The sequence below is a fragment of the Cobetia sp. L2A1 genome, from assembly GCF_009796845.1.
Lineage (GTDB): Bacteria > Pseudomonadota > Gammaproteobacteria > Pseudomonadales > Halomonadaceae > Cobetia.
In genome coordinates this window covers 176046-194973 of sequence record NZ_CP047025.1, presented here as the reverse complement: position 1 = coordinate 194973, position 18928 = coordinate 176046, and the positions used below count along the sequence as shown (strand labels likewise).

Below are 18928 nucleotides of genomic sequence, written 5' to 3'. Positions count from 1 at the left end.
GTCACATGAGCGTCAGATCGCGATGATTCTGCGCCATCGTGAGTCCGGCACCTGTCTTTGAGCGCTGAATTCGAGTCCCTAGTAACGCATTCGGCCCCGCCAATAAATGGCGGGGCCGAATAGCCAGACTATAAAGGTGCTACGTTTAGCGCGATACGGTCACTCGTGCATAACGCTTCTTACCGGCCTGAATAACGATGGCTGTATCAAACGGGGCCATATAAGACGGATCGATGACTTCACCATCTACCTTCACACGTCCATTCTTGAGCATGTCTTTGGCTTGAGCACTGTTATTCGCCAAGCCCGCGCGGTTAAGCACCGCAGCGATGGGCGCAACCTCTGCACCTTCCAGGCTAATCGACACTTCAGGCAGGTCGGCAGGCAGCTCACCTTCCGCCAACTGATTGCCACTGGAGAGATGAGCTGTAGCCGCCGCTTCCTCATCATGGAAGCGCGCGACCAACTCACGTGCCAGCTCCATCTTCACATCGCGCGGATTGGCACCTGCATCGATGCTTGCCATCAATGCTTTCACTTCATCCAATGGACGCAAGGACAGCAACTCGAAGTAACGCCAGATTAGCGCATCAGGCATGGAGACAATCTTGCTGAACATCTCGCCCGGGCGGTCATTGATGCCAATATAGTTGCCCAATGACTTGGACATCTTCTGCACGCCATCCAGGCCTTCGAGGATCGGCATGGTGATCACGACCTGCGGTTCCTGCCCGCGTTGGCGTTGCAGCTCACGCCCCATCAGCAGATTGAACTTCTGGTCAGTCCCCCCCAGCTCGATATCCGCTTCCAGTGCCACAGAGTCATAGCCCTGAATCAGGGGGTAGAGAAACTCATGGATCGAGATCGGCTGATTGCCGGTATAGCGCTTGTCGAAGTCATCACGCTCGAGCATTCGCGCAACGGTACTGGATGCCGCTAGCTCGATCATGTCACTGGCAGAGAGCTTGCTGATCCATTCGGAGTTGAAGGCGATGCGCGTCTTCTCGCGATCGAGAATCTTGAAGACCTGCTCTTGATAGGTCAGTGCATTGGCCTTGACGTCTGCCTCGGTCAGCGGCTTACGCGTCACACTCTTGCCTGTCGGGTCACCGATACGACCGGTGAAGTCACCAATGAGGAAGATGACCTCATGCCCGAGGTCTTGCAGCTGACGCAGCTTGTTGATCAGCACCGTATGGCCGAGATGGAGATCTGGCGCCGTCGGATCAAAGCCCGCCTTGACCCGAAGCTTGCGCCCAGACTCGAGTTTCCTGACCAACTCTTCCTCGACCAGCACCTCATCGGTGCCGCGCTTGATGATATCCAGCGCTTCGACTACTGACTTATCGCTCATCCTGCCCTCTCTGACCGTTGCTGCTCCCCCTGTAGCGGGGCATGTTGGCTGAGAATGTTAGCATGACGGGTATCTCATGCACCCCCTGCCCCCATGTTTCATGCTCGCAAGCTTCACGCCCCTATAGATCGGGAGATCTCTCAATGGCGCTTTACCTTGGCCTGATGACCGGCACCAGCCTCGACGGACTGGACATTGCTCTGCTCGAGATAGAGCCGCACACAATGGATAGAGAGCAGATCCACTTCATCGACGGCCTTGATCTGCCACTCCCTGCGACACTGCGTGAATGCTTGTGGCGATTGATGCATGACGATCAAGCACGCTTTTCTGATCTTGCCTTGGCGGAGCAGGAACTTGCAGAACTCGCCGCTAGCGCAATACGACAGCTTCTGACTCGACAGCAACTGACGCCAGCGGCTATCTGTGCGGTAGGTAGTCATGGCCAGACGATCGAGCATCGTCCGCACGGCTTTCACTCACAGCAAAAGGCTACGCCCTATACCTACCAATTGGATAATCCGAGCTTGCTGGCCGAGCTGTGCGGCATTGCTGTCGTCGGTGATTTCCGTCGACGTGATCTCGCCGCCGGCGGACAGGCCGCCCCACTGGCACCCGCCTTCCATGCGGCACTTTTCAGCCAGCCTGATCAGTGGCATGGATTACTGAACCTCGGCGGCATCGCCAATTTGACCTTGCTGCCACCTCAGCACTCAGGAGCGCCAGTGATTGGCTTTGACACCGGACCTGCCAATTGCCTGCTGGATGCCTGGCATGCTCGACATCATGGCACACCCATTGACCGCGATGGCCAATGGGCCGCCAGCGGACACGTTATCCCCGGGGTGCTTGAGCACCTGCTGGCAGCGGAGTATTTTGCCAAGCCACTCCCCAAGAGCACCGGCCGCGAAGACTTTCATCTTGGCTGGCTGGAGCAATACCTTTCAGGCAATGAAGCTCCCGCCGATGTGCAGGCCACACTATTGGCACTGACAGTGGAGAGCGTCGCGCGCAGTCTGGAGAAAACAGGCATACCTTTACCTGCCCTTACACCTTGTGGAGGCGGCGCACGCAACCTGGCATTGATCGCAGCGCTTGAGCAGCGCTTGGCACACGGCCCGCAATCAACGCGTATCACTTGCTGTGCAGAGCTGGGCTGGAATGCCGATCTGCTGGAAGCTGGCGCTTTTGCGTGGTTGGCAGCGCGTCGCGTGTTAGGTCGTTCAGGCAATCTACCCAGCGTGACAGGTGCGCGCGGCCTGCGAGTACTGGGCGGCATCTACGCACGTTAGTCGACTCATCGCACCTTGCACTTCAATACAGCGCCAGGACATACCGACCTGATGCAAGACTGCCGCTCCCTTTGCCTCGGGAGCGGCAGTCTTGCATCGGGCAACGTGTCGCTGCTGATCAACCTATTGACCCATCAATCATCGTCGTCTTGAAGCGAGAAACGACTCGCCGCATTCAAGACATCCAACTGAGCCTCCTGTGCACTGTCGGAATCGCCAAACTTGATCATCAGTCGCAAGTCGTTGGCAGAATCTGCATGTGCCAATGCAACCTCTTCAGTAATCAAGCCCTGCTGATGCAACGCATATAGCGATTTATCGAAGGTCATCATGCCCAGCTGTTGAGAGCGCTTCATGACGTCCTTGATCTCGACGACGGCACCCTTGCGAATCAAGTCCACGATCAAAGGTGAACGCAGCATCACTTCAATCGCAGGCACGCGTTGCGCACCGTCACCGCTTTTATGCGGCAGCAACTGCTGCGCCACAATCCCCTTTAGATTCAGCGACAGATCCATCCAGACTTGCTCATGACGCTCCTCGGGGAAGAAGTGAATAATGCGGTCCAATGCCTGATTCGCATTATTGGCATGCAACGTCGCCAGACACAGGTGACCTGTCTCGGCGAAGGTCAATGCGTGCTCCATGGTCTCGCGTGAACGAATCTCACCAATCATGATCACGTCGGGCGCCTGGCGAAGAGTATTGCGCAGCGCCACCTCAAAGGACTCAGTATCAATGCCCACTTCGCGCTGCGTCACAATGGAGCGCTGATGAGGGTGGATGTACTCAATCGGATCTTCGATACAAATGATGTGCCCGCTGGAAGTTTGATTTCGATGCTGAATCATCGCTGCCAGTGAGGTGGACTTACCGGCACCAGTACCGCCGACAAAGATCACCAATCCGCGCTTGGTCTCGGAAAGCCCCTTGATGATGTCGGGCAGCCGCAATTCTTCCAGACTCGGAATCGTCAACTGGATACGACGAATCACCATGCCCATCTGGCTACGCTGAAAGAAGGCACTGATTCTGAAGCGCCCGACCCCTGCCAGGCTGTGCGCAAAATTGGCTTCGCGCTCTTCTTCAAATCGTGTGCGCTGCATATCGCTCATGGGAGCAAGCACCAGCTCTCGCACCTGATCAACATCAAGCTTCTTGTCGCCCAGTGCGATCATGCGCCCATTGACCTTCATCTGAGGCGGCGTGCCGGTAGAGATGAAAAGGTCGGAGCTACCCTTGCTGACCATCAACTGCAGGAGTTCCTGCAGCCATTCATGAGGAGTCATGAGTCGTTTCCCGATGCACGCTGTTAAATCACTCTCAAATTACCGTCCCGCGAACAATGAACACCACGAGGATGCGTTCTGGGTCTGGCAACACCTACAGCATTTCGCGCCACCCTCTATGCATCCTATTCATCAGCTCAAGAGCCCTTTGGCTTTCGCCTGAGCCTCTTCTCTGGTCACCAGCCCTTCGGCTAGCAAACGACTCAACGCGGAGTCCAGTGTTTGCATACCTAGCGCGCCGCCGGTCTGAATGGAAGAATACATCTGCGCCACCTTATCCTCACGAATCAGGTTACGAATGGCAGGCGTTGCAAGCAGTATCTCGTGTGCTGCTACACGGCCACCACCCACTTTCTTGAGCAATGTCTGAGCGATAACCCCCTGCAGTGATTCGGAGAGCATCGAGCGCACCATCGACTTCTCATCGCCCGGGAAGACATCAATGATGCGGTCAACCGTCTTGGTTGCTGAGGTCGTATGCAGCGTACCGAACACCAAGTGGCCAGTCTCGGCAGCGGTCAGTGCAAGGCGGATAGTTTCCAGGTCCCGCAACTCACCCACCAGAATGACGTCAGGATCTTCTCGCAATGCCGAACGCAAGGCGGGTGCAAAACCATGAGTATCCCGGTGCACCTCACGTTGATTGATCAAGCAGCGCTTGGACTGATGCACAAACTCAACCGGATCCTCGATCGTCAGAATATGGTCGTATTTGTTCTCGTTGATATAGTCGACCATCGCCGCCAGCGTGGTCGACTTACCCGACCCCGTCGGCCCCGTGACCAGAATCAGTCCTCGAGGCAACATGCACATCTTGCGGAATACCTCGCCCAACCCCAGGTCTTCCATCGTTAACACTTCAGAGGGGATGGTACGGAAAACGGCACCGGCTCCACGCCCTTGATGAAAGGCGTTAACACGAAAGCGCGATACACCAGGCACCTCGAAGGAGAAATCGGTCTCGAGGAATTCTTCGAAATCACGACGCTGCTTGTCATTCATGATCTCGTAGATCAGCGACCGTACCTGCTTGTCATCCATGGACGGGACATTGATACGCCGTACATCACCATCGACACGTATCATCGGAGGCAGACCTGCCGACAGGTGCAGGTCCGAGGCGTTCTGCTTTGCCGAAAAAGCCAGCAATTCGGTAATATCCATGCATATCCCTCGCGAAGACCGAAGCTCTTGTAAAAACGCATCTTGTGTATGTGAACCGTTGACCATTCGGCAGATGACGCGATCATGGTGAAACCAGAACGCTCATCGTCTGATACTACAGCCGAAGCGCGTTGCGTCGTTGATCGTAACGATATTCCGTGAATTTCAGGAGCCGAGCCGCATGACCACAGTCCCTGATGATGAAGCTAGTGTTACTCAGTGTATCCTAGAGGCACGCATTCGACTGAAAAATGCATTACAGACATGTAAACGCAATACTGATGCCGCTCAGCTATTGGCCGTAAGCAAGACCAAGCCGGCTTCCTTGCTACGTGTTGCCTGGAATTCTGGACAACGCGCCTTTGGCGAAAATTATCTCCAGGAAGCGCTGGATAAGCAGCAGGCCCTGTCAGACCTGACAGATATCGAATGGCATTTCATTGGCCCGATCCAATCCAACAAGACCCGCGCCATTGCCGAACATTTCACCTGGGTACATACCGTAGAGCGTGACAAGATCGCTCGTCGACTGAGCGAGCAGCGCCCCGCAGCGAGTGATCCCTTGAATGTCTGCCTGCAGGTCAATGTCTCCGGAGAGGCCTCGAAGGCTGGTATCGCACCCGAGGAACTCATGGCACTGGCCGATATCGTCATGGCACTGCCTAATCTGAATCTACGTGGTCTGATGACCATTCCGGCCCCTTGTGGCCCTGATGCCAGTGAAGAAACGAAGCGCGCGCCCTTCCGCCAGCTACATGAGATGCTGAATCAGCTGCAAGCACGCTATCCTCAGGCTTGTATTGATACGCTCTCGATGGGCATGAGTGCTGACCTGGAAGCCGCCATCGACGAGGGCGCGACTCTAGTCCGTCTTGGTACGGCTATCTTTGGTGCGCGTGACTACTCCGCGACATCCTGACTCTCCATCGTATTCGTCTCGATGGCAGCCAGTGTTCTCGCAACCTCGAGGCTGGCATCACGCCTCAATGACGGCGCCTTTTCAAAGCCCCTAGCAACAGGAGCACTGCATGACTCGTCAGACTTCCTCAGCACCTCGCACGATTGCCTTCATCGGTGCAGGCAACATGGCCAGCGCTATCTTCGGTGGCATGATCGCGGCCGGCTATCCCGCTAGCCATATCATTGCAACGGCACGTTCCCGCGAGACGCTTGATGCACTCGAGAAGCGTTATGGTGTCAGCACCACGCAAGATAACGATGACGCCGTATCGCGCGCTGATGTCGTCGTCCTGGGCGTCAAACCACAGATGATGCATGACGTCTGCCAAGCACTTGTCGCTGCCGTTCAGACACGCAAGCCACTGATCGTGTCAGTCGCAGCGGGCATTACCTGCGAGAGTCTCGAGCGCTGGCTGGGCGGAGATCTCGCCATTATTCGCTGCATGCCGAATACACCTTCATTGGTCGGCGTTGGCGCCAGCGGCCTGTTCGCTACCGCTCAGGTGACAGAAGATCAGCGCGCCTTGATGGACGACATGCTGACGGCTGTCGGAGTCGTCGAATGGGTCGAGGACGAAGGCCTGCTGGAAGCGGTCACCGGTATTTCCGGTTCTGGCCCCGCCTATTTCTTCCTCTTCATCGAAGCCCTGGAGGCAGCAGGCATCGAACTGGGCCTGAGCACCGAGACGGCTCGGCGCCTTGCGATCCAGACGGCGCGAGGGGCATCAGAGATGGCCTTCACCAGTGAGCACGACCCCGCCGAGCTGCGCCGCCGCGTCTGCTCACCGAACGGCACCACCGAACGCGCGATCAACAGTTTCGAGAATGATGACTTGCGTGAGATCGTCGCGCGCGCTGCCAAGGCCTCCAGCGTACGTGCCGCGGAGATGGCCCGAGAGCTGGACCAATAACCCAACGCCAATGACTGGCAGCACGGAGATGAACACGCCATCATGCGCTGTTCATCTCTTGTTGGCATGCTATCGGTATAACGTGCGTAATTATCGTGCGTGCCCCTCAACTATCACCGTCTTAAGGAAAACCCCATGGGTGCTATGGGTAACATCGGACTTCAGCTGACTACCATCCTGCTGCAGCTGTTTGTCTACATACTGATGCTGCGCTTCTTGCTGCAGTTGTCGCGCGCAGATTTCTACAACCCGGTCACCCAGTCGGTGGTCAAGGCGACCAATCCGCTGGTGGCGCCGCTGCAGGGAATTTTGCGTCCGATGGGCCGCTTTGACATCGCGACACTCGCCGCAGCCTTCATCGTAGTCTGCCTGGTACTGGTCGCCATTGGCGCACTATTCGGTGGTGGCATGCTACCGGTGAGTTTCATTGCACTGACGGCACTGGGCACCATTCTCGATAGCATCATCAACATCTACTTCTTCGCACTGATCGCGATGATCATCCTGTCATGGGTCTCCCCCAAGGCGAATCATCCGGGTGCCATTCTCGTCCACCAGCTGGTCGATCCGATCATGAAGCCGGTGCGCAAGGTAATACCGTCCATCGGCATGCTCGACCTGTCGCCGATCTTCGTCTTCATCGCACTCAACCTGCTCGGCAGTCTTGTCAGTCGTACTCTGCCGTCACTAGGCATGCTGCGTAGCGCTTTCGGCTAAGACCTTCAGGTCAGACCTGCAAGCAAAACCCATCATCCAGATACACAAGCGCCCGCTACGGATTTCCGTTGCGGGCGCTTGTGTATCCGTATCTTCTCGCTGGCTCACGCTCGGGCAGCGCTGTGCTAGAGTAAGCCCTCGGCCGGAGCCTTCACTACTACGGTGCAAGAGACGCCCACAAGGCGCATCACCGCGCTTCGCGCCCCGGACACGGGCCATGCCCGAACACTCTTGCTGGACATGATGCTGGAAACCTTCACCACGATGCCTGATTCCCTGCCCCCGGATTCGGTCGGTCTGGTCACGCCTCAGACTGCCCACTTCGATACCCCGCTGGAGCTAGCCTGCGGCAGACGCCTCGAACAGTATTCGCTGGTCTACGAGACCTACGGCGAGCTGAACGCTGACGCCAGCAACGCTATCCTGGTCTGCCACGCTTTGACTGGCCATCACCACGCTGCCGGCTATCACAGTATGAGTGATCGCAAGCCTGGCTGGTGGGACGACTATATCGGCCCCGGCAAACCTATCGACACTGCACGCTTCTTTGTGATCTCGCTGAATAACATCGGCGGCTGCCATGGCAGCACCGGTCCCACCTCGATCAACCCCGACACCAATGCACAGTGGGGCCCCGACTTCCCGTTGATGACCGTGCCGGATTGGGTCGAGAGCCAGAAGCGCCTTGCCGAACGCCTTGGCATCACACGCTTCGCGGCGGTGGTCGGCGGTTCGCTAGGCGGTATGCAAGCCCTGCAGTGGACGCTGGACCACCCCGAGCGGGTCGGCCATGTCGCCATCGTTGCCTGCACGCCGAAACTCTCGGCGCAGAACATCGCCTTCAACGAGGTCGCGCGTCAGGCCATCCGCTCTGATCCTGAATTTCATGATGGCTGGTATGCGCGGATCAATGCCGTACCCAAGCGCGGTCTCAAGCTGGCTCGCATGGTGGGTCACATCACCTATCTTTCCGAGCATTCGATGGGCACCAAGTTCGGCCGCGACCTCCGTCAAGACCGTCTCAACTTCGGTTACGATGTCGACTTTCAGGTCGAGAGCTATCTACGCCACCAGGGTGATACCTTTTCTACTGCCTTCGACGCCAATACCTACCTATTGATGACCAAGGCACTGGATTACTTCGACCCTGCCGCGCGCGCCGACGACAATCTGGCTGCCGCCATGGCACCGATCAGCTGTCCGATACTTGTGGTCAGCTTTACGACCGATTGGCGCTTCGCACCCTCGCGCTCTCGCGAGCTGGTCAATGCCATGATTCATGCGGGGAAATCCGTCAGCTACGCGAACATTGATTCCCCCCACGGTCACGATGCCTTCCTGCTACCGGGTCAGCGCTACGAGACAGTGCTGGGCAACTTCCTGACGCGCGCACATGACCAGGCCCGCAGTGAATCGGCCGCACGTCGCACTAACGCGCAGGAGACTGCCCATGCGTAACGACCTCGCCCAGATTCACGACTGGATTCCAAACGGCGCGCGCGTACTCGATCTCGCCTGTGGCGACGGCACCTTACTGGCCTCATTGGCAGAACAGAAGCAGGTGTTCGGCTATGGACTCGAAATCGACCCACACAACATCAATGCCTGTGTCGCACGCGGCGTCAACGTCATCGAGCAGAACGTCGATGATGGATTGGCCAACTTTGCTGACGACACCTTTGATCGTGTGGTGATGTCTCAAGCATTGCAGGTGCTGAAGCGCCCGGACAAAGCACTGGAGGAGATGATGCGTGTCTCGCGAGAAGCCATCATCACCTTCCCCAACTTCGCTTACTGGCGCCATCGTCTACACCTTGGACTCAAGGGACGCATGCCCGTCTCCAAGTCACTCCCGCACGCTTGGTACGACACGCCCAACATCCATCTATCGACCTTTGCTGACTTCGAGCGCCTATGCCGTGACCAGGGCCTCAAGATCATCGATCGCGCGGTTGGCAATGGTGATCATGAGCCACACCGGGCGGCGACCTGGTGGCCGAATCTATTCGGTGAAGTCGCCATCTTCCGTGTCTGTCGCGACAACTTCGCACCGCTAGAGCGCTAGCTCTTTCCAGGCGCCCGCGCACTGCGCTTACCCGCCCCATCACAGAGGCCGGCAGGATCTTTCTGCCGGCCTCTGTGCGTCATTCCTCCACGGATTCTCTCGCCCCCTCATCCTTTCGCCCGTGAATTCTCATCGACGCCCATCCTCGACCGATAGTCCCGGGCTATCTCGGCGATGACAGACACTCACAACTAAAGTCTATATACTTTCAGGGTAAACGCAGCAGAGGATCGCGACCCGCACTTCCGGTGAAGATGCATCGCCATCCCTAGGAGAGAGCGCATGAACTTCCATACCCGCAAGTGGGTCAAGCCCGAAGATCTCAACCCCAACGGCACCCTGTTCGGTGGACGCCTACTGGCCTGGATAGACGAAGAAGCCGCCATCTACGCCATCGTTCAGCTAGGTACCTCCCGTGTGGTGACCAAGTTCATGTCGGAGATCAACTTCGTCTCCAGCGCACGCCAGGGCGACATCATCGAGCTAGGCATTACCGCCAGCGACTTCGGCCGCACCTCCATCTCACTGTGCGTCGAGATCCGCAACAAGATTACCCGCGAGCGCATTCTGACCATCGACCGTATCGTGCTTGTCAGTGTCGACGCCGACTTCAAGCCGGTCCCACATGAACGCACACGCATTACCTATATCGAAGACCGCTTCCGTGAACAGCCCGGCAGCAACGACAGCCAGGATGAGTCAATACCGCAAAAGGCCACTCGGCGTCGCGCAGAAAGCACGTCTACTGTCGAAATGCCCCCAACCGGCACTGATACTCAAAGCAACAGTTGAACGGTGAATAGGCGCCCCCTGGGAAGTATCGAACACCAGAGCGCCAGGACACGGCTCGTAAAGAACTGCATGCAACAAGAGAACCCAAAAGGCACCTCCACTGGAGGTGCCTTTTTCATGTCTGAGCATCGCCGATCAGATCAACATCTTATGCTCAACGAGCACTCAGTTAAGCAGAGGTCTCGCCCGCTTCACGCAAGCCCGCACAGGCATCATCCAGCACCACTCGCGCCGGCGTGAACCACACGAGATCATAGGCGGGGGCTGCACCGGCGCTTTCGGGCAAATAGTCTTCCAATCGCGTCAATGCCTGGCCATTGTCATCCCAAGCCACTGGCATCAGCGCTACGGATAATGCCTTTCCGTCCAGCCAGCGCGGCACACCGATATCACGACGAGCATGGCCACTGCCACAGACCAACAGCGCAGTGGCATCATTGGACGTCAATGCATCCAGGCGTTCTGCCATTTGCTGATCACGCGCCAACTGGCCACGCAACATCGCATCCAAGCGCTCTGGCGGCAGCAAACCACAATGCCCCTCATCAAGTGCCTCTCGCTGTAGACGCAGCACAGCTTCTGGCAAGGCCAGCACTGCCTGCCCGGGCGCCATGGCATCATGCATCTGTGTCGCTGACAGGCTGGCTGAAGAGAGAGGGATGCCGCTATCCAGCGTACTGCGCACCAGCGGCGCATAGTCAGTGAAGGTCCAGCGTTCATCCCATGCCAGCAGCTGCTTCAACTCTTCATCCGGAAGACCTGCCACGGCGAGCGAGGTACGGTTAACCAAAGACAGTGCTGCATCCTGAGTGGTATCGAGCATCTCCAGCGCCACACCGCCCAGCTGCTTGCGCGTCGCCAGTGCCTCGATCAACCAGCGTTCCAGTTGATGATGATCCGGATTGTCGTGATGCTCTCCCAGCAGCACCCGCGGATGTGTCTGACTCCAATCGACTAGCGCGCCCGGCGACAGGCGACGATTACCGTCGGCAACAAGGATGCTGCCGAGCAAGGGATGCGATGCCTTGGGATCATGCCAGGCAGGTAATGGTGGCAATGGCCCCACCGCACTCTGATCAGCTGCACGAGCAAGCGAGCTACCCAGCAGCGAAAGTCCGCCAGCAGACACCGCCATCCCCGCCAGCAATTGACGACGACTGATGCCGGAAGCGGTATCACGAGCAGAGCGATGAGAAGTCGAGCGATGAAATAGCGACATGAAGATGACCAGACGTGAAGGAAACGGTAAAACGCACAAGAAAACATACTGTCCCAGAATGATAACCGATGCGAGCCACTCCATGTCCGAAAGCCCACCATCACGCCGCTCAACGTTGCTTGGCTCGACACAGGAATGCCGGGCGCTGGAGTCCGTGCAGCAGATGCCGCAATTGATTCTGCCGTATCCTGAGCTGCCTGTCGGGCAGAGCTGCGCATTGCAACTTGAAGATGGCCGCGCGGCATTCCTGGTCATGCTGGAGGATGGACCGCACGCTTATCTGGACTGCTGCCCACATCACGGTAGCCGGCTGATTGCTGAGCGCGATGGGCATGGCAGTCAGCAAGACCCTTACATGGATGCCACCGGCGGGTTGATCCTGTGTCATCGTCACCAAGCCTGCTTCGAGCCTCAGCACGGCGTTTGCGTGAGCGGCCCCTGTCCAGGTGAGCAACTCGCCGCGCTACGCGTAGAGATACGACAGAGCGGCGACAGGCCCGAGAATAGCGAAGATCAGCACTATCTTATCTTGTGGGACGACAATAAGAGGGCTGATACGTAAAGAAGCCACGCCATCAAGCCTCGAGCACGCTCGAATGCAGTGGCAATGCTCGCGTCAATGCAATCTGCGCGCGCCACAATGGCTGCCCTATCCCCCCTTCGTAATGCGCTAGTTGAATCTGCATGCCTAGCGCTAATACTTCGACACCGGCCGCCTGCGCTTCAGCAAAAGCCTGTGCATAACCTGGATCAAGGTGCGCTGCTGGCGCGACATCCTCAATACCATCATGAGCAACGCAAAACACCAGCACGCAGCGATGACCCGCCCCCACCAACGCGGCCAGACTGGCCAGATGGCGACGCGCACGCACGCTGACCGAGTCCGGAAAGTAGCCGTGGCCATCTGCTTCACGCAGCGTCACCTGCTTGACCTCCAGATAAGTGGAGGCCGCACCGGCTTCTACCGGCCACATCAAGAAATCGAGCCGCGAGCGCTCCAGCGTTTCGCTACCCGCGGGCATCACCTCAACCTTCGCCTCGCGCTCGAGACGTGCAAAGCCTGCAAGCCCCCACTGCGTGAGCACCGCCAGATCGCCTGACCGCAATGCCGCCTCGACATGTGCATTGGCACGCCCTGTATGCACACTAAGCAACGCCTCACGTTGACCATGAATCCCTGGCGGATCGAGTGGCAGTCGAATCAGCTCCCATGTCCAGGCGAGTTTGCGTCTGGGGTTGTCGGAGGGCGACAGCCACACATCGCAGCCCTCCACACATACCTCTCGCATAGAGCCGGTATTCGGGCAATGTGCCGTGACCACCTCCCCGGCCCGCGGCCCTTCAAGCAACTCGACGTCAGCGAAGAAGCGCTTATAGCGGCGCAGTAGCCGCCCGCGATATAGCCCCTCCAGAATCATCAGGCCGCCCTCTTCATGCCAACATCCTCATGCCAACGCCCCGTCACACTGGGCAGCTCGGCGAGCGAGGAAACGCTCAAATCGTGCCAATGCTTCAACAAGCCGCGTTTCATCGGCCGTGAAAGCGATTCGCACATGGCGATGTCCTTCGGCTAACGCAAAGTCAGTGCCCGGTGTGATGGCGACATTTTCCTCTTCAAGAAACGCACGACAGAATGCTTCGCTGTCATCACTCAAGTGACTGATATCCAGCCAGACATAGAAGGCTCCTTGCGGTGGCACCAAGGGCGCCAACCCAAGCCGACCGAGGCCTTCGAGAAGCACCTCACGGCGCCCTTCAAGCACATGGCGACGGCGCTCAAGCTCTGCTTCACACTCCGGCGTGAATGCCGCTAGAGCGGCGTACTGTGCTGGCGTGGATGCGGCGAGGAAAACATTCTGCGCTAGCCGAGAAAGCGGCTCGACAGCAGCTTCCGGTGCAACCAGCCAGCCCAGCCGCCAGCCTGTCATGCCGAAATACTTCGAGAAACTGTTGATCACAAAGGCATCCGGACAGTCTGCCAATGCAGTATGCGACGCGACGCCGTAGGTCAGCCCCTGATAGATTTCATCCACCAGCAGATGCGCGCCACGCGCGCGGCACAAGTCACCCAGTTCTTCCAGCTGCGTCGGTGACAGCACATGGCCGGTCGGGTTGGAGGGCGATGCCACCATCACTGCGCGGGTATTGTCGCGCCAATATTCGTCGGCAAGCTCAGCGGTCAACTGCCAGCCACTCTCGGCATTGACTGGCACCACATCCAGTTGCGCATCAGCTAGTCCCATGAAGTGACGATTGCACGGATATGTGGGGTCTGCCATCAGTACGCTGTCACCGCGCTCAGCACATAGCAGCGTCGCCAATAGCAGCGCGCCGGAGGCTCCAGGAGTCACGATGATGCGCGACGGCGAGACCGTCACACCGTGGCGGCGCGCGTAATCGGCAGCAATCGCCTCACGCAATGCCGGCAGGCCACAGGCCGGGGTATAGCGCGTCTGACCCGCCGCCAGAGCAGCCTGACCAGCAGCGATGACTGGTGCGGGCGTGGGGAAGTCCGGCTCACCGACTTCAAGGTGAATAACATCATGGCCACAAGCTTCGCGCGCCTGCGCAGCTTCCAGTAATGTCATCACCCGAAAGGCGGCGACAGATTCGACACGGCGAGCAAACTGCATGACAACACTCCTCAAGGCTTGAGCCCCATTCTAGGCGCCGTCGCGCCCTTATTCCCACCCCTCATCAACACGAAAATCATCCGCTTTACCAAGGTCAGCACATCTCAACCATTACCGACTATCGTCGGAGAGGTGTTGCAAACTTGTCACTTTTACGCTAAATAAGCTGATCTTCTCGCGAGGGCAGCAGTCAGGACAGCCCCCTCGCCGTGGCCAAGGAGACAGCATATCAAGCTGTCGCTGGCCCAAGTCACCTGCGGAATGAGGCGGTCCCATGTCAGTAGCTGAAACAAAGCCGGAAGCGCTTAAGAAATTCACCCCCTATGAGCCGGCAGCGGGTGAAGAATACATGAATGAAAAGCAGCTGGAGCACTTCCGCCAGATCCTGCTGGACTGGAAACAGGAGCTGATGGAAGAGGTCGACCGGACCGTACGCCACCTGCAGGAAGATGCGAACAACTATGCTGACCCGGCGGACCGTGCCACTCAGGAAGAAGGCTTCAGCCTCGAACTGAGAACGCGTGATCGCGAACGCAAGCTGCTCAAGAAGATCAACGAGACCATCGATAATATCGATGAAGATGACTACGGGTTCTGCGACGCCTGTGGTGTCGAGATTGGCATTCGCCGCCTGGAAGCACGTCCGACCGCCACCCAGTGCGTCGACTGCAAGACCTTGGCCGAGCTGAAAGAAAAGCAGCTGGGCCGCTAAGCCCTGTTGCCGGAGTACCAGTGGTTCGCCACCGGTACGACTTCCCATACGGGCACCCTCCTCGGAGCGGTGCCCGTATGCGTTCGTCTTCTTTAAATAGCCAATCATGACGGATGCCGGAGCCCTCCCGATGTCTACCGCCTACCGTGGCCGTTTCGCTCCTACCCCTTCTGGCCCACTGCATGCTGGCTCTCTGCTCGCCGCTGTCGCCAGCTATCTCGATGCCCGCCACCACGGCGGCAACTGGTCAGTACGTCTCGAGGATGTCGACCCACCTCGCTGTCCATCCGGATCCGCCGATACCATCCTGCGTCAATTGGAGGCCTTTGGCCTTGAGTGGGACGCCAGTAACGATGCGCACGATATCATTCACGGCGTGCGCTATCAGAGCCGCCGCCATGACGCCTATGCAGCAGCACTTGAGCAGCTCAAGCTCGGTCGCGTCGTCTACCCCTGCGTCTGTTCACGCAAGCAATGGCGCGACTTTCCGCTGTATCCAGGCTGGTGTCGTACCCGCCGCACGCCACCTGCGGAAGCACATGCATGGCGACTCGACATTCGAGCAGCGGAACAATGGGGGGGGAATACCGCGATCGCAGGATGGGAGGATCGCCTGCAAGGTCACGTACAACTGGATCTCGCCACCCTTGGCGACGTGATACTCAAGCGTAGAGATGGCCTGTGGGCCTATCAGCTAGCCGTCATCGTGGATGATGCAGATCAAGGCATTACCGACGTGGTCCGCGGACTGGACCTGCTCGATAACAGCCCTTGGCAGCGCCTGCTTCAAGCGGCGCTCGGGCTTCCCATGCCGAGACTGACCCATCTCCCGTTGATCACGGCAGACAACGGCCAGAAGCTTTCCAAACAGAACCTGGCGCCTGCGCTGCCGGAATCACCGCACGCTATCCGCCAGCGGCTGCATCACACTCTGGAGCTACTCGGCCAAGATCCGCCGAGAGAGCTGGCAGGAGCCAGCCCCGAAGAACAATTAGGCCATGCCATCCCCCGCTGGTCACTCGCGGCCATCGGCAAGACGCCGACGCTGAGTGCGGCAACTCATCTCTGACAGCCGTGCCCTGAGACTCGCACTCTGAAGCTCGCACTCTGACAATCGTGCTCTGACAGCCACGATTGTCGGATTGCCTCCCCTGAGTGAACAAGACAGACTCAACAGGCAAGATTCACTCCCTCATACTTCTCATCAGGCGAGCGACCCCACTCAATGGCCCGGATTCTGATCGTCGAAAAGGAAGGTGCCACGCGCAATACATTGCAACATCTGCTGGAGCGCGAAGGGCATGGCGTCGTTCAGGCCAATGGACTTGAAGACGCGTTCACCCAGGTGCCGGCTGATTTTGCACTGGTGATCTGCGATATCGCACTGGCTGGTGAGCATGCCAAGCCCATCATTCAGGCAAGCTGCCCGGCACCAGTCATCCTGCTGGCAGACACACCAAGCCTGCATGCCGCCATTGCCAGCCTGAAATCCGGTGCCATTGACTACCTCACCAAGCCTTTTGATCAGGATGTCTTTACGCGTAGCGTTCGTGAGGCACTTGAACTGCCACGAGACGCTGCGCCACCGTCACCCTCCGTGATACCGCCCTCACTGCGGCCATCAGGCCATTGCGGAGCGACTGGCCAGCCCATAGAGATGATTGGCCACTGCCGCGCCATGCAGCAGGTCTACACACGCATACGCAAGGTCGCGCCCGCCAATGTCACCGTCCTGGTACTGGGCGAATCCGGCACTGGCAAGGAACTGGTCGCACGTGCAATTCATCGTCAGAGCGATCGTCATCAAGCGCCACTCATTTGTGTCAACTGTGCTGCCATACCCGAGACGCTGATCGAATCTGAGCTATTCGGACACGAGAAAGGCGCTTTCACCGGCGCGACCAGCTCGCGCACCGGCCTGATCGAGGCCGCAGATGGTGGCACGCTGTTCCTGGATGAAATCGGCGAGTTACCGCTGGACGCGCAGGCACGCTTGCTGCGTGTCCTTCAGGAGGGCGAGATTCGCCGTGTAGGGGCAATCGAGACTCGCTACGTGGATATACGCCTGATCGCGGCCACACATCGCAATCTGCATCAGCTATCCGGCACCGGTGAATTTCGTCTCGATCTCTACTATCGCCTCAATGTCATGGAGATTGATCTGCCTCCTCTGCGTGAACGCGGCGATGATGTGCTGGTACTGGCCGAACATCTACTTGATGGCATTGCACGCAAACATGGTCGTGATGGCATGCGCTTATCCCAGCGTGCACGACAGGAGATTCACCACTACGCATGGCCTGGCAATGTTCGTGAGCTGGAAAATGCTCTGGAGCGCGGCGTCATTCTCGCAGATCGGCGCATCATAGCCCCCGAGGACCTTGGGCTACGCGGCCCTTCAGGCTTGCCACCGGAGGCGTCTCGCCTCTCCCCCATGGTAAGTACTGATAGTGATGACGCTCGACAGAAAAGCACCGCGGCGACCTCCTCAACTACCGACATATCCACTTCCACTGGCAAACCGGCTGCGTCAACATCCTCGGAAGTGTCACGCAGCAACCTGGCGGTCGTCAGCGATGATAGCGAAGAGGAAGATTTGTCATTGGAAGATTATTTCCAGCATTTCGTGCTTGAGCATCAAGATCACATGAGCGAGACAGAACTGGCACGACGCCTCGGCATCAGTCGAAAAAACCTGTGGGAGCGACGCCAGCGCCTGGGCATTCCACGCAGAAAAGGTCGTCGCAGTACCCCACAGGCCTGAAACATGCACTCTTTTTCCAGCCCCCAGCTTTTGAGCGCGTCGTCGACTGAAATCGCCTTCGCACGGCTCATCAGTCTTGTCTCAGCAGGCTAGACGCACCATCTGGGTGCCTCTCCAGAGGCCAATTGCCGTCAGACGGCGCCAATTTTCGTTCCCGACTCAGCATCCTATCTTCGCATCGCTAGACTTTAGTGTCGGATCGCAGGCAAAAAACCGTGTTCAATCATTAGCTTGCAAGCAACTTCTTTAGACCTTCGCACCAATTGTTACCATCGACCCCAAACCATGACCCTATCCAGCGCAGTAATGGCCACGTCAGGTAACACCTCAGTTCGCTATACACCTCACGTCTCAGCTACCTATGTCTAAATGACTGAATTGCGAGTTTTTTTTAAGATGTGGCACATCCGATGCAACATTACGGTCAAGAAAAAGAACAACCGGAAATACGAAGCGCGTCCAACAAAAACAACATTGCGCAATGCTTCGAAAACCCTCGACACCAACAAGAACAATACCCGTCGAGCGAGTGACATTGATGATGATCTACATGCCTCAGCCAACCACGTTGGAAGATGGCAAGAGCCACAACAAGAACAAGCGGCCGCAGGTCATCATCCGCCGAACCAATAACAACAAGATATCGGCAGTCCGGAATCTATTGACCAGGACGCGACGAATCCGGCCTCGAGCGCCAACAAGAACAAGAAGCTCGACTCCCGGATCACCCCCGAAACAACAATAATTATCGGGGGGAGGCTATTCAGCCGTCGGTGAATGGAAGATTGTTTTGAATACGAGATGGTCACCGAACAGACAGCCAGATAACAATAATATGATCTGTCTGAATTGATTAGTGACTGTGGTCCGTATTCAGGGCGATGCGCCATCACGAAAAAGAACATCCGCTCAAGGATGCGTGTACTCTACCTGCAAGGGAGACCGAGTCATCGGTCTCCCTTTTTCCTTGCTAGAGAGGTAATTCTTTACCTTTCCGGCACCTTGAAGTGCAGAGTCGGCCCATATAGGCAGACCGGCGCTTTGCCAAGGTATCTG

The 18928-nt window shown here is 57.6% G+C and carries 17 protein-coding genes; 11 read left to right on the top strand and 6 right to left on the bottom strand.

The window, feature by feature from the left end:
- Positions 1 to 145 precede the first annotated feature (145 nt).
- Positions 146 to 1354: a tyrosine--tRNA ligase gene (gene tyrS, locus GQR90_RS00900; RefSeq protein WP_158772506.1), complete on the bottom strand. Its 1209-nt coding sequence runs from the start codon at positions 1352 to 1354 to the stop codon at positions 146 to 148.
- A gap of 143 nt (positions 1355 to 1497) precedes the next feature.
- On the opposite strand from tyrS, the gene GQR90_RS00895 reads away from it, so the two are divergent.
- Positions 1498 to 2646, top strand: a complete 1149-nt coding sequence (locus tag GQR90_RS00895; protein WP_158772505.1) for an anhydro-N-acetylmuramic acid kinase — start codon at positions 1498 to 1500, stop codon at positions 2644 to 2646.
- Positions 2647 to 2780: 134 nt separating this feature from the next.
- On the opposite strand, the gene GQR90_RS00890 is transcribed toward GQR90_RS00895, so the two are convergent.
- A complete protein-coding gene (locus GQR90_RS00890; protein WP_158772504.1) occupies positions 2781 to 3935 on the bottom strand; it encodes a PilT/PilU family type 4a pilus ATPase in 1155 nt (384 codons plus the stop codon).
- 132 nt (positions 3936 to 4067) lie between these two features.
- Positions 4068 to 5099 carry a type IV pilus twitching motility protein PilT gene (locus GQR90_RS00885; protein ID WP_158772503.1) on the bottom strand — a complete coding sequence of 344 codons (1032 nt, stop codon included), beginning with the start codon at positions 5097 to 5099 and terminating at the stop codon, positions 4068 to 4070.
- A gap of 181 nt (positions 5100 to 5280) precedes the next feature.
- Here GQR90_RS00885 and GQR90_RS00880 point away from each other — a divergent pair, with 181 nt between their 5' ends.
- The 6 genes from GQR90_RS00880 (at position 5281) to GQR90_RS00855 (ending at position 10544) form a co-directional block, all read left to right on the top strand.
- A complete protein-coding gene (locus GQR90_RS00880) occupies positions 5281 to 6018 on the top strand; it encodes a YggS family pyridoxal phosphate-dependent enzyme (RefSeq protein ID WP_158772502.1) in 738 nt (245 codons plus the stop codon).
- 109 nt (positions 6019 to 6127) lie between these two features.
- Positions 6128 to 6970, top strand: a complete 843-nt coding sequence (gene proC / locus GQR90_RS00875) for a pyrroline-5-carboxylate reductase (RefSeq protein WP_158772501.1) — start codon at positions 6128 to 6130, stop codon at positions 6968 to 6970.
- 135 nt (positions 6971 to 7105) lie between these two features.
- Positions 7106 to 7687, top strand: a complete 582-nt coding sequence (locus GQR90_RS00870; RefSeq protein WP_158772500.1) for a YggT family protein — start codon at positions 7106 to 7108, stop codon at positions 7685 to 7687.
- 264 nt (positions 7688 to 7951) lie between these two features.
- Positions 7952 to 9145, top strand: coding sequence for a homoserine O-succinyltransferase MetX (gene metX / locus GQR90_RS00865; protein ID WP_158772499.1), 1194 nt, complete (start codon positions 7952 to 7954; stop codon positions 9143 to 9145).
- Positions 9138 to 9752, top strand: a complete 615-nt coding sequence (gene metW, locus GQR90_RS00860; protein ID WP_158772498.1) for a methionine biosynthesis protein MetW — start codon at positions 9138 to 9140, stop codon at positions 9750 to 9752. Before metX ends, metW begins: the two co-directional genes overlap by 8 nt.
- 282 nt (positions 9753 to 10034) lie before the next feature.
- On the top strand, positions 10035 to 10544 hold the full coding sequence (locus GQR90_RS00855; RefSeq protein WP_158772497.1) for an acyl-CoA thioesterase: 510 nt from the start codon (positions 10035 to 10037) through the stop codon (positions 10542 to 10544).
- A gap of 169 nt (positions 10545 to 10713) precedes the next feature.
- On the opposite strand, the gene GQR90_RS00850 is transcribed toward GQR90_RS00855, so the two are convergent.
- Entirely contained in the window at positions 10714 to 11763 is a 1050-nt protein-coding gene (locus GQR90_RS00850; RefSeq protein ID WP_158772496.1) for a ChaN family lipoprotein, read from the bottom strand.
- An 82-nt stretch (positions 11764 to 11845) separates the two neighbouring features.
- On the opposite strand from GQR90_RS00850, the gene GQR90_RS00845 reads away from it, so the two are divergent.
- Positions 11846 to 12325 (top strand): Rieske (2Fe-2S) protein, encoded by a 480-nt coding sequence (locus GQR90_RS00845; RefSeq protein WP_158772495.1) that lies wholly within the window; start codon positions 11846 to 11848, stop codon positions 12323 to 12325.
- A gap of 13 nt (positions 12326 to 12338) precedes the next feature.
- Here GQR90_RS00845 and sfsA read toward each other — a convergent pair whose 3' ends face one another.
- Both sfsA and GQR90_RS00835 read right to left on the bottom strand, forming a co-directional pair.
- A complete protein-coding gene (gene sfsA, locus GQR90_RS00840; protein WP_158772494.1) occupies positions 12339 to 13181 on the bottom strand; it encodes a DNA/RNA nuclease SfsA in 843 nt (280 codons plus the stop codon).
- A 27-nt stretch (positions 13182 to 13208) separates the two neighbouring features.
- Entirely contained in the window at positions 13209 to 14396 is a 1188-nt protein-coding gene (locus GQR90_RS00835; protein ID WP_158772493.1) for an aminotransferase class I/II-fold pyridoxal phosphate-dependent enzyme, read from the bottom strand.
- Between the two features lie 274 nt (positions 14397 to 14670).
- On the opposite strand from GQR90_RS00835, the gene dksA reads away from it, so the two are divergent.
- From dksA to GQR90_RS00820, 3 genes are all read left to right on the top strand, one after another.
- On the top strand, positions 14671 to 15108 hold the full coding sequence (gene dksA / locus GQR90_RS00830) for an RNA polymerase-binding protein DksA (RefSeq protein WP_158772492.1): 438 nt from the start codon (positions 14671 to 14673) through the stop codon (positions 15106 to 15108).
- Positions 15109 to 15238: 130 nt separating this feature from the next.
- The gene (gluQRS, locus tag GQR90_RS00825; RefSeq protein ID WP_158772491.1) at positions 15239 to 16177 is read left to right on the top strand and encodes a tRNA glutamyl-Q(34) synthetase GluQRS; all 939 of its coding nucleotides are present in this window, start codon (positions 15239 to 15241) and stop codon (positions 16175 to 16177) included.
- 156 nt (positions 16178 to 16333) lie between these two features.
- Positions 16334 to 17872, top strand: coding sequence for a sigma-54-dependent transcriptional regulator (locus GQR90_RS00820; protein ID WP_158772490.1), 1539 nt, complete (start codon positions 16334 to 16336; stop codon positions 17870 to 17872).
- Positions 17873 to 18928: the final 1056 nt, after the last annotated feature.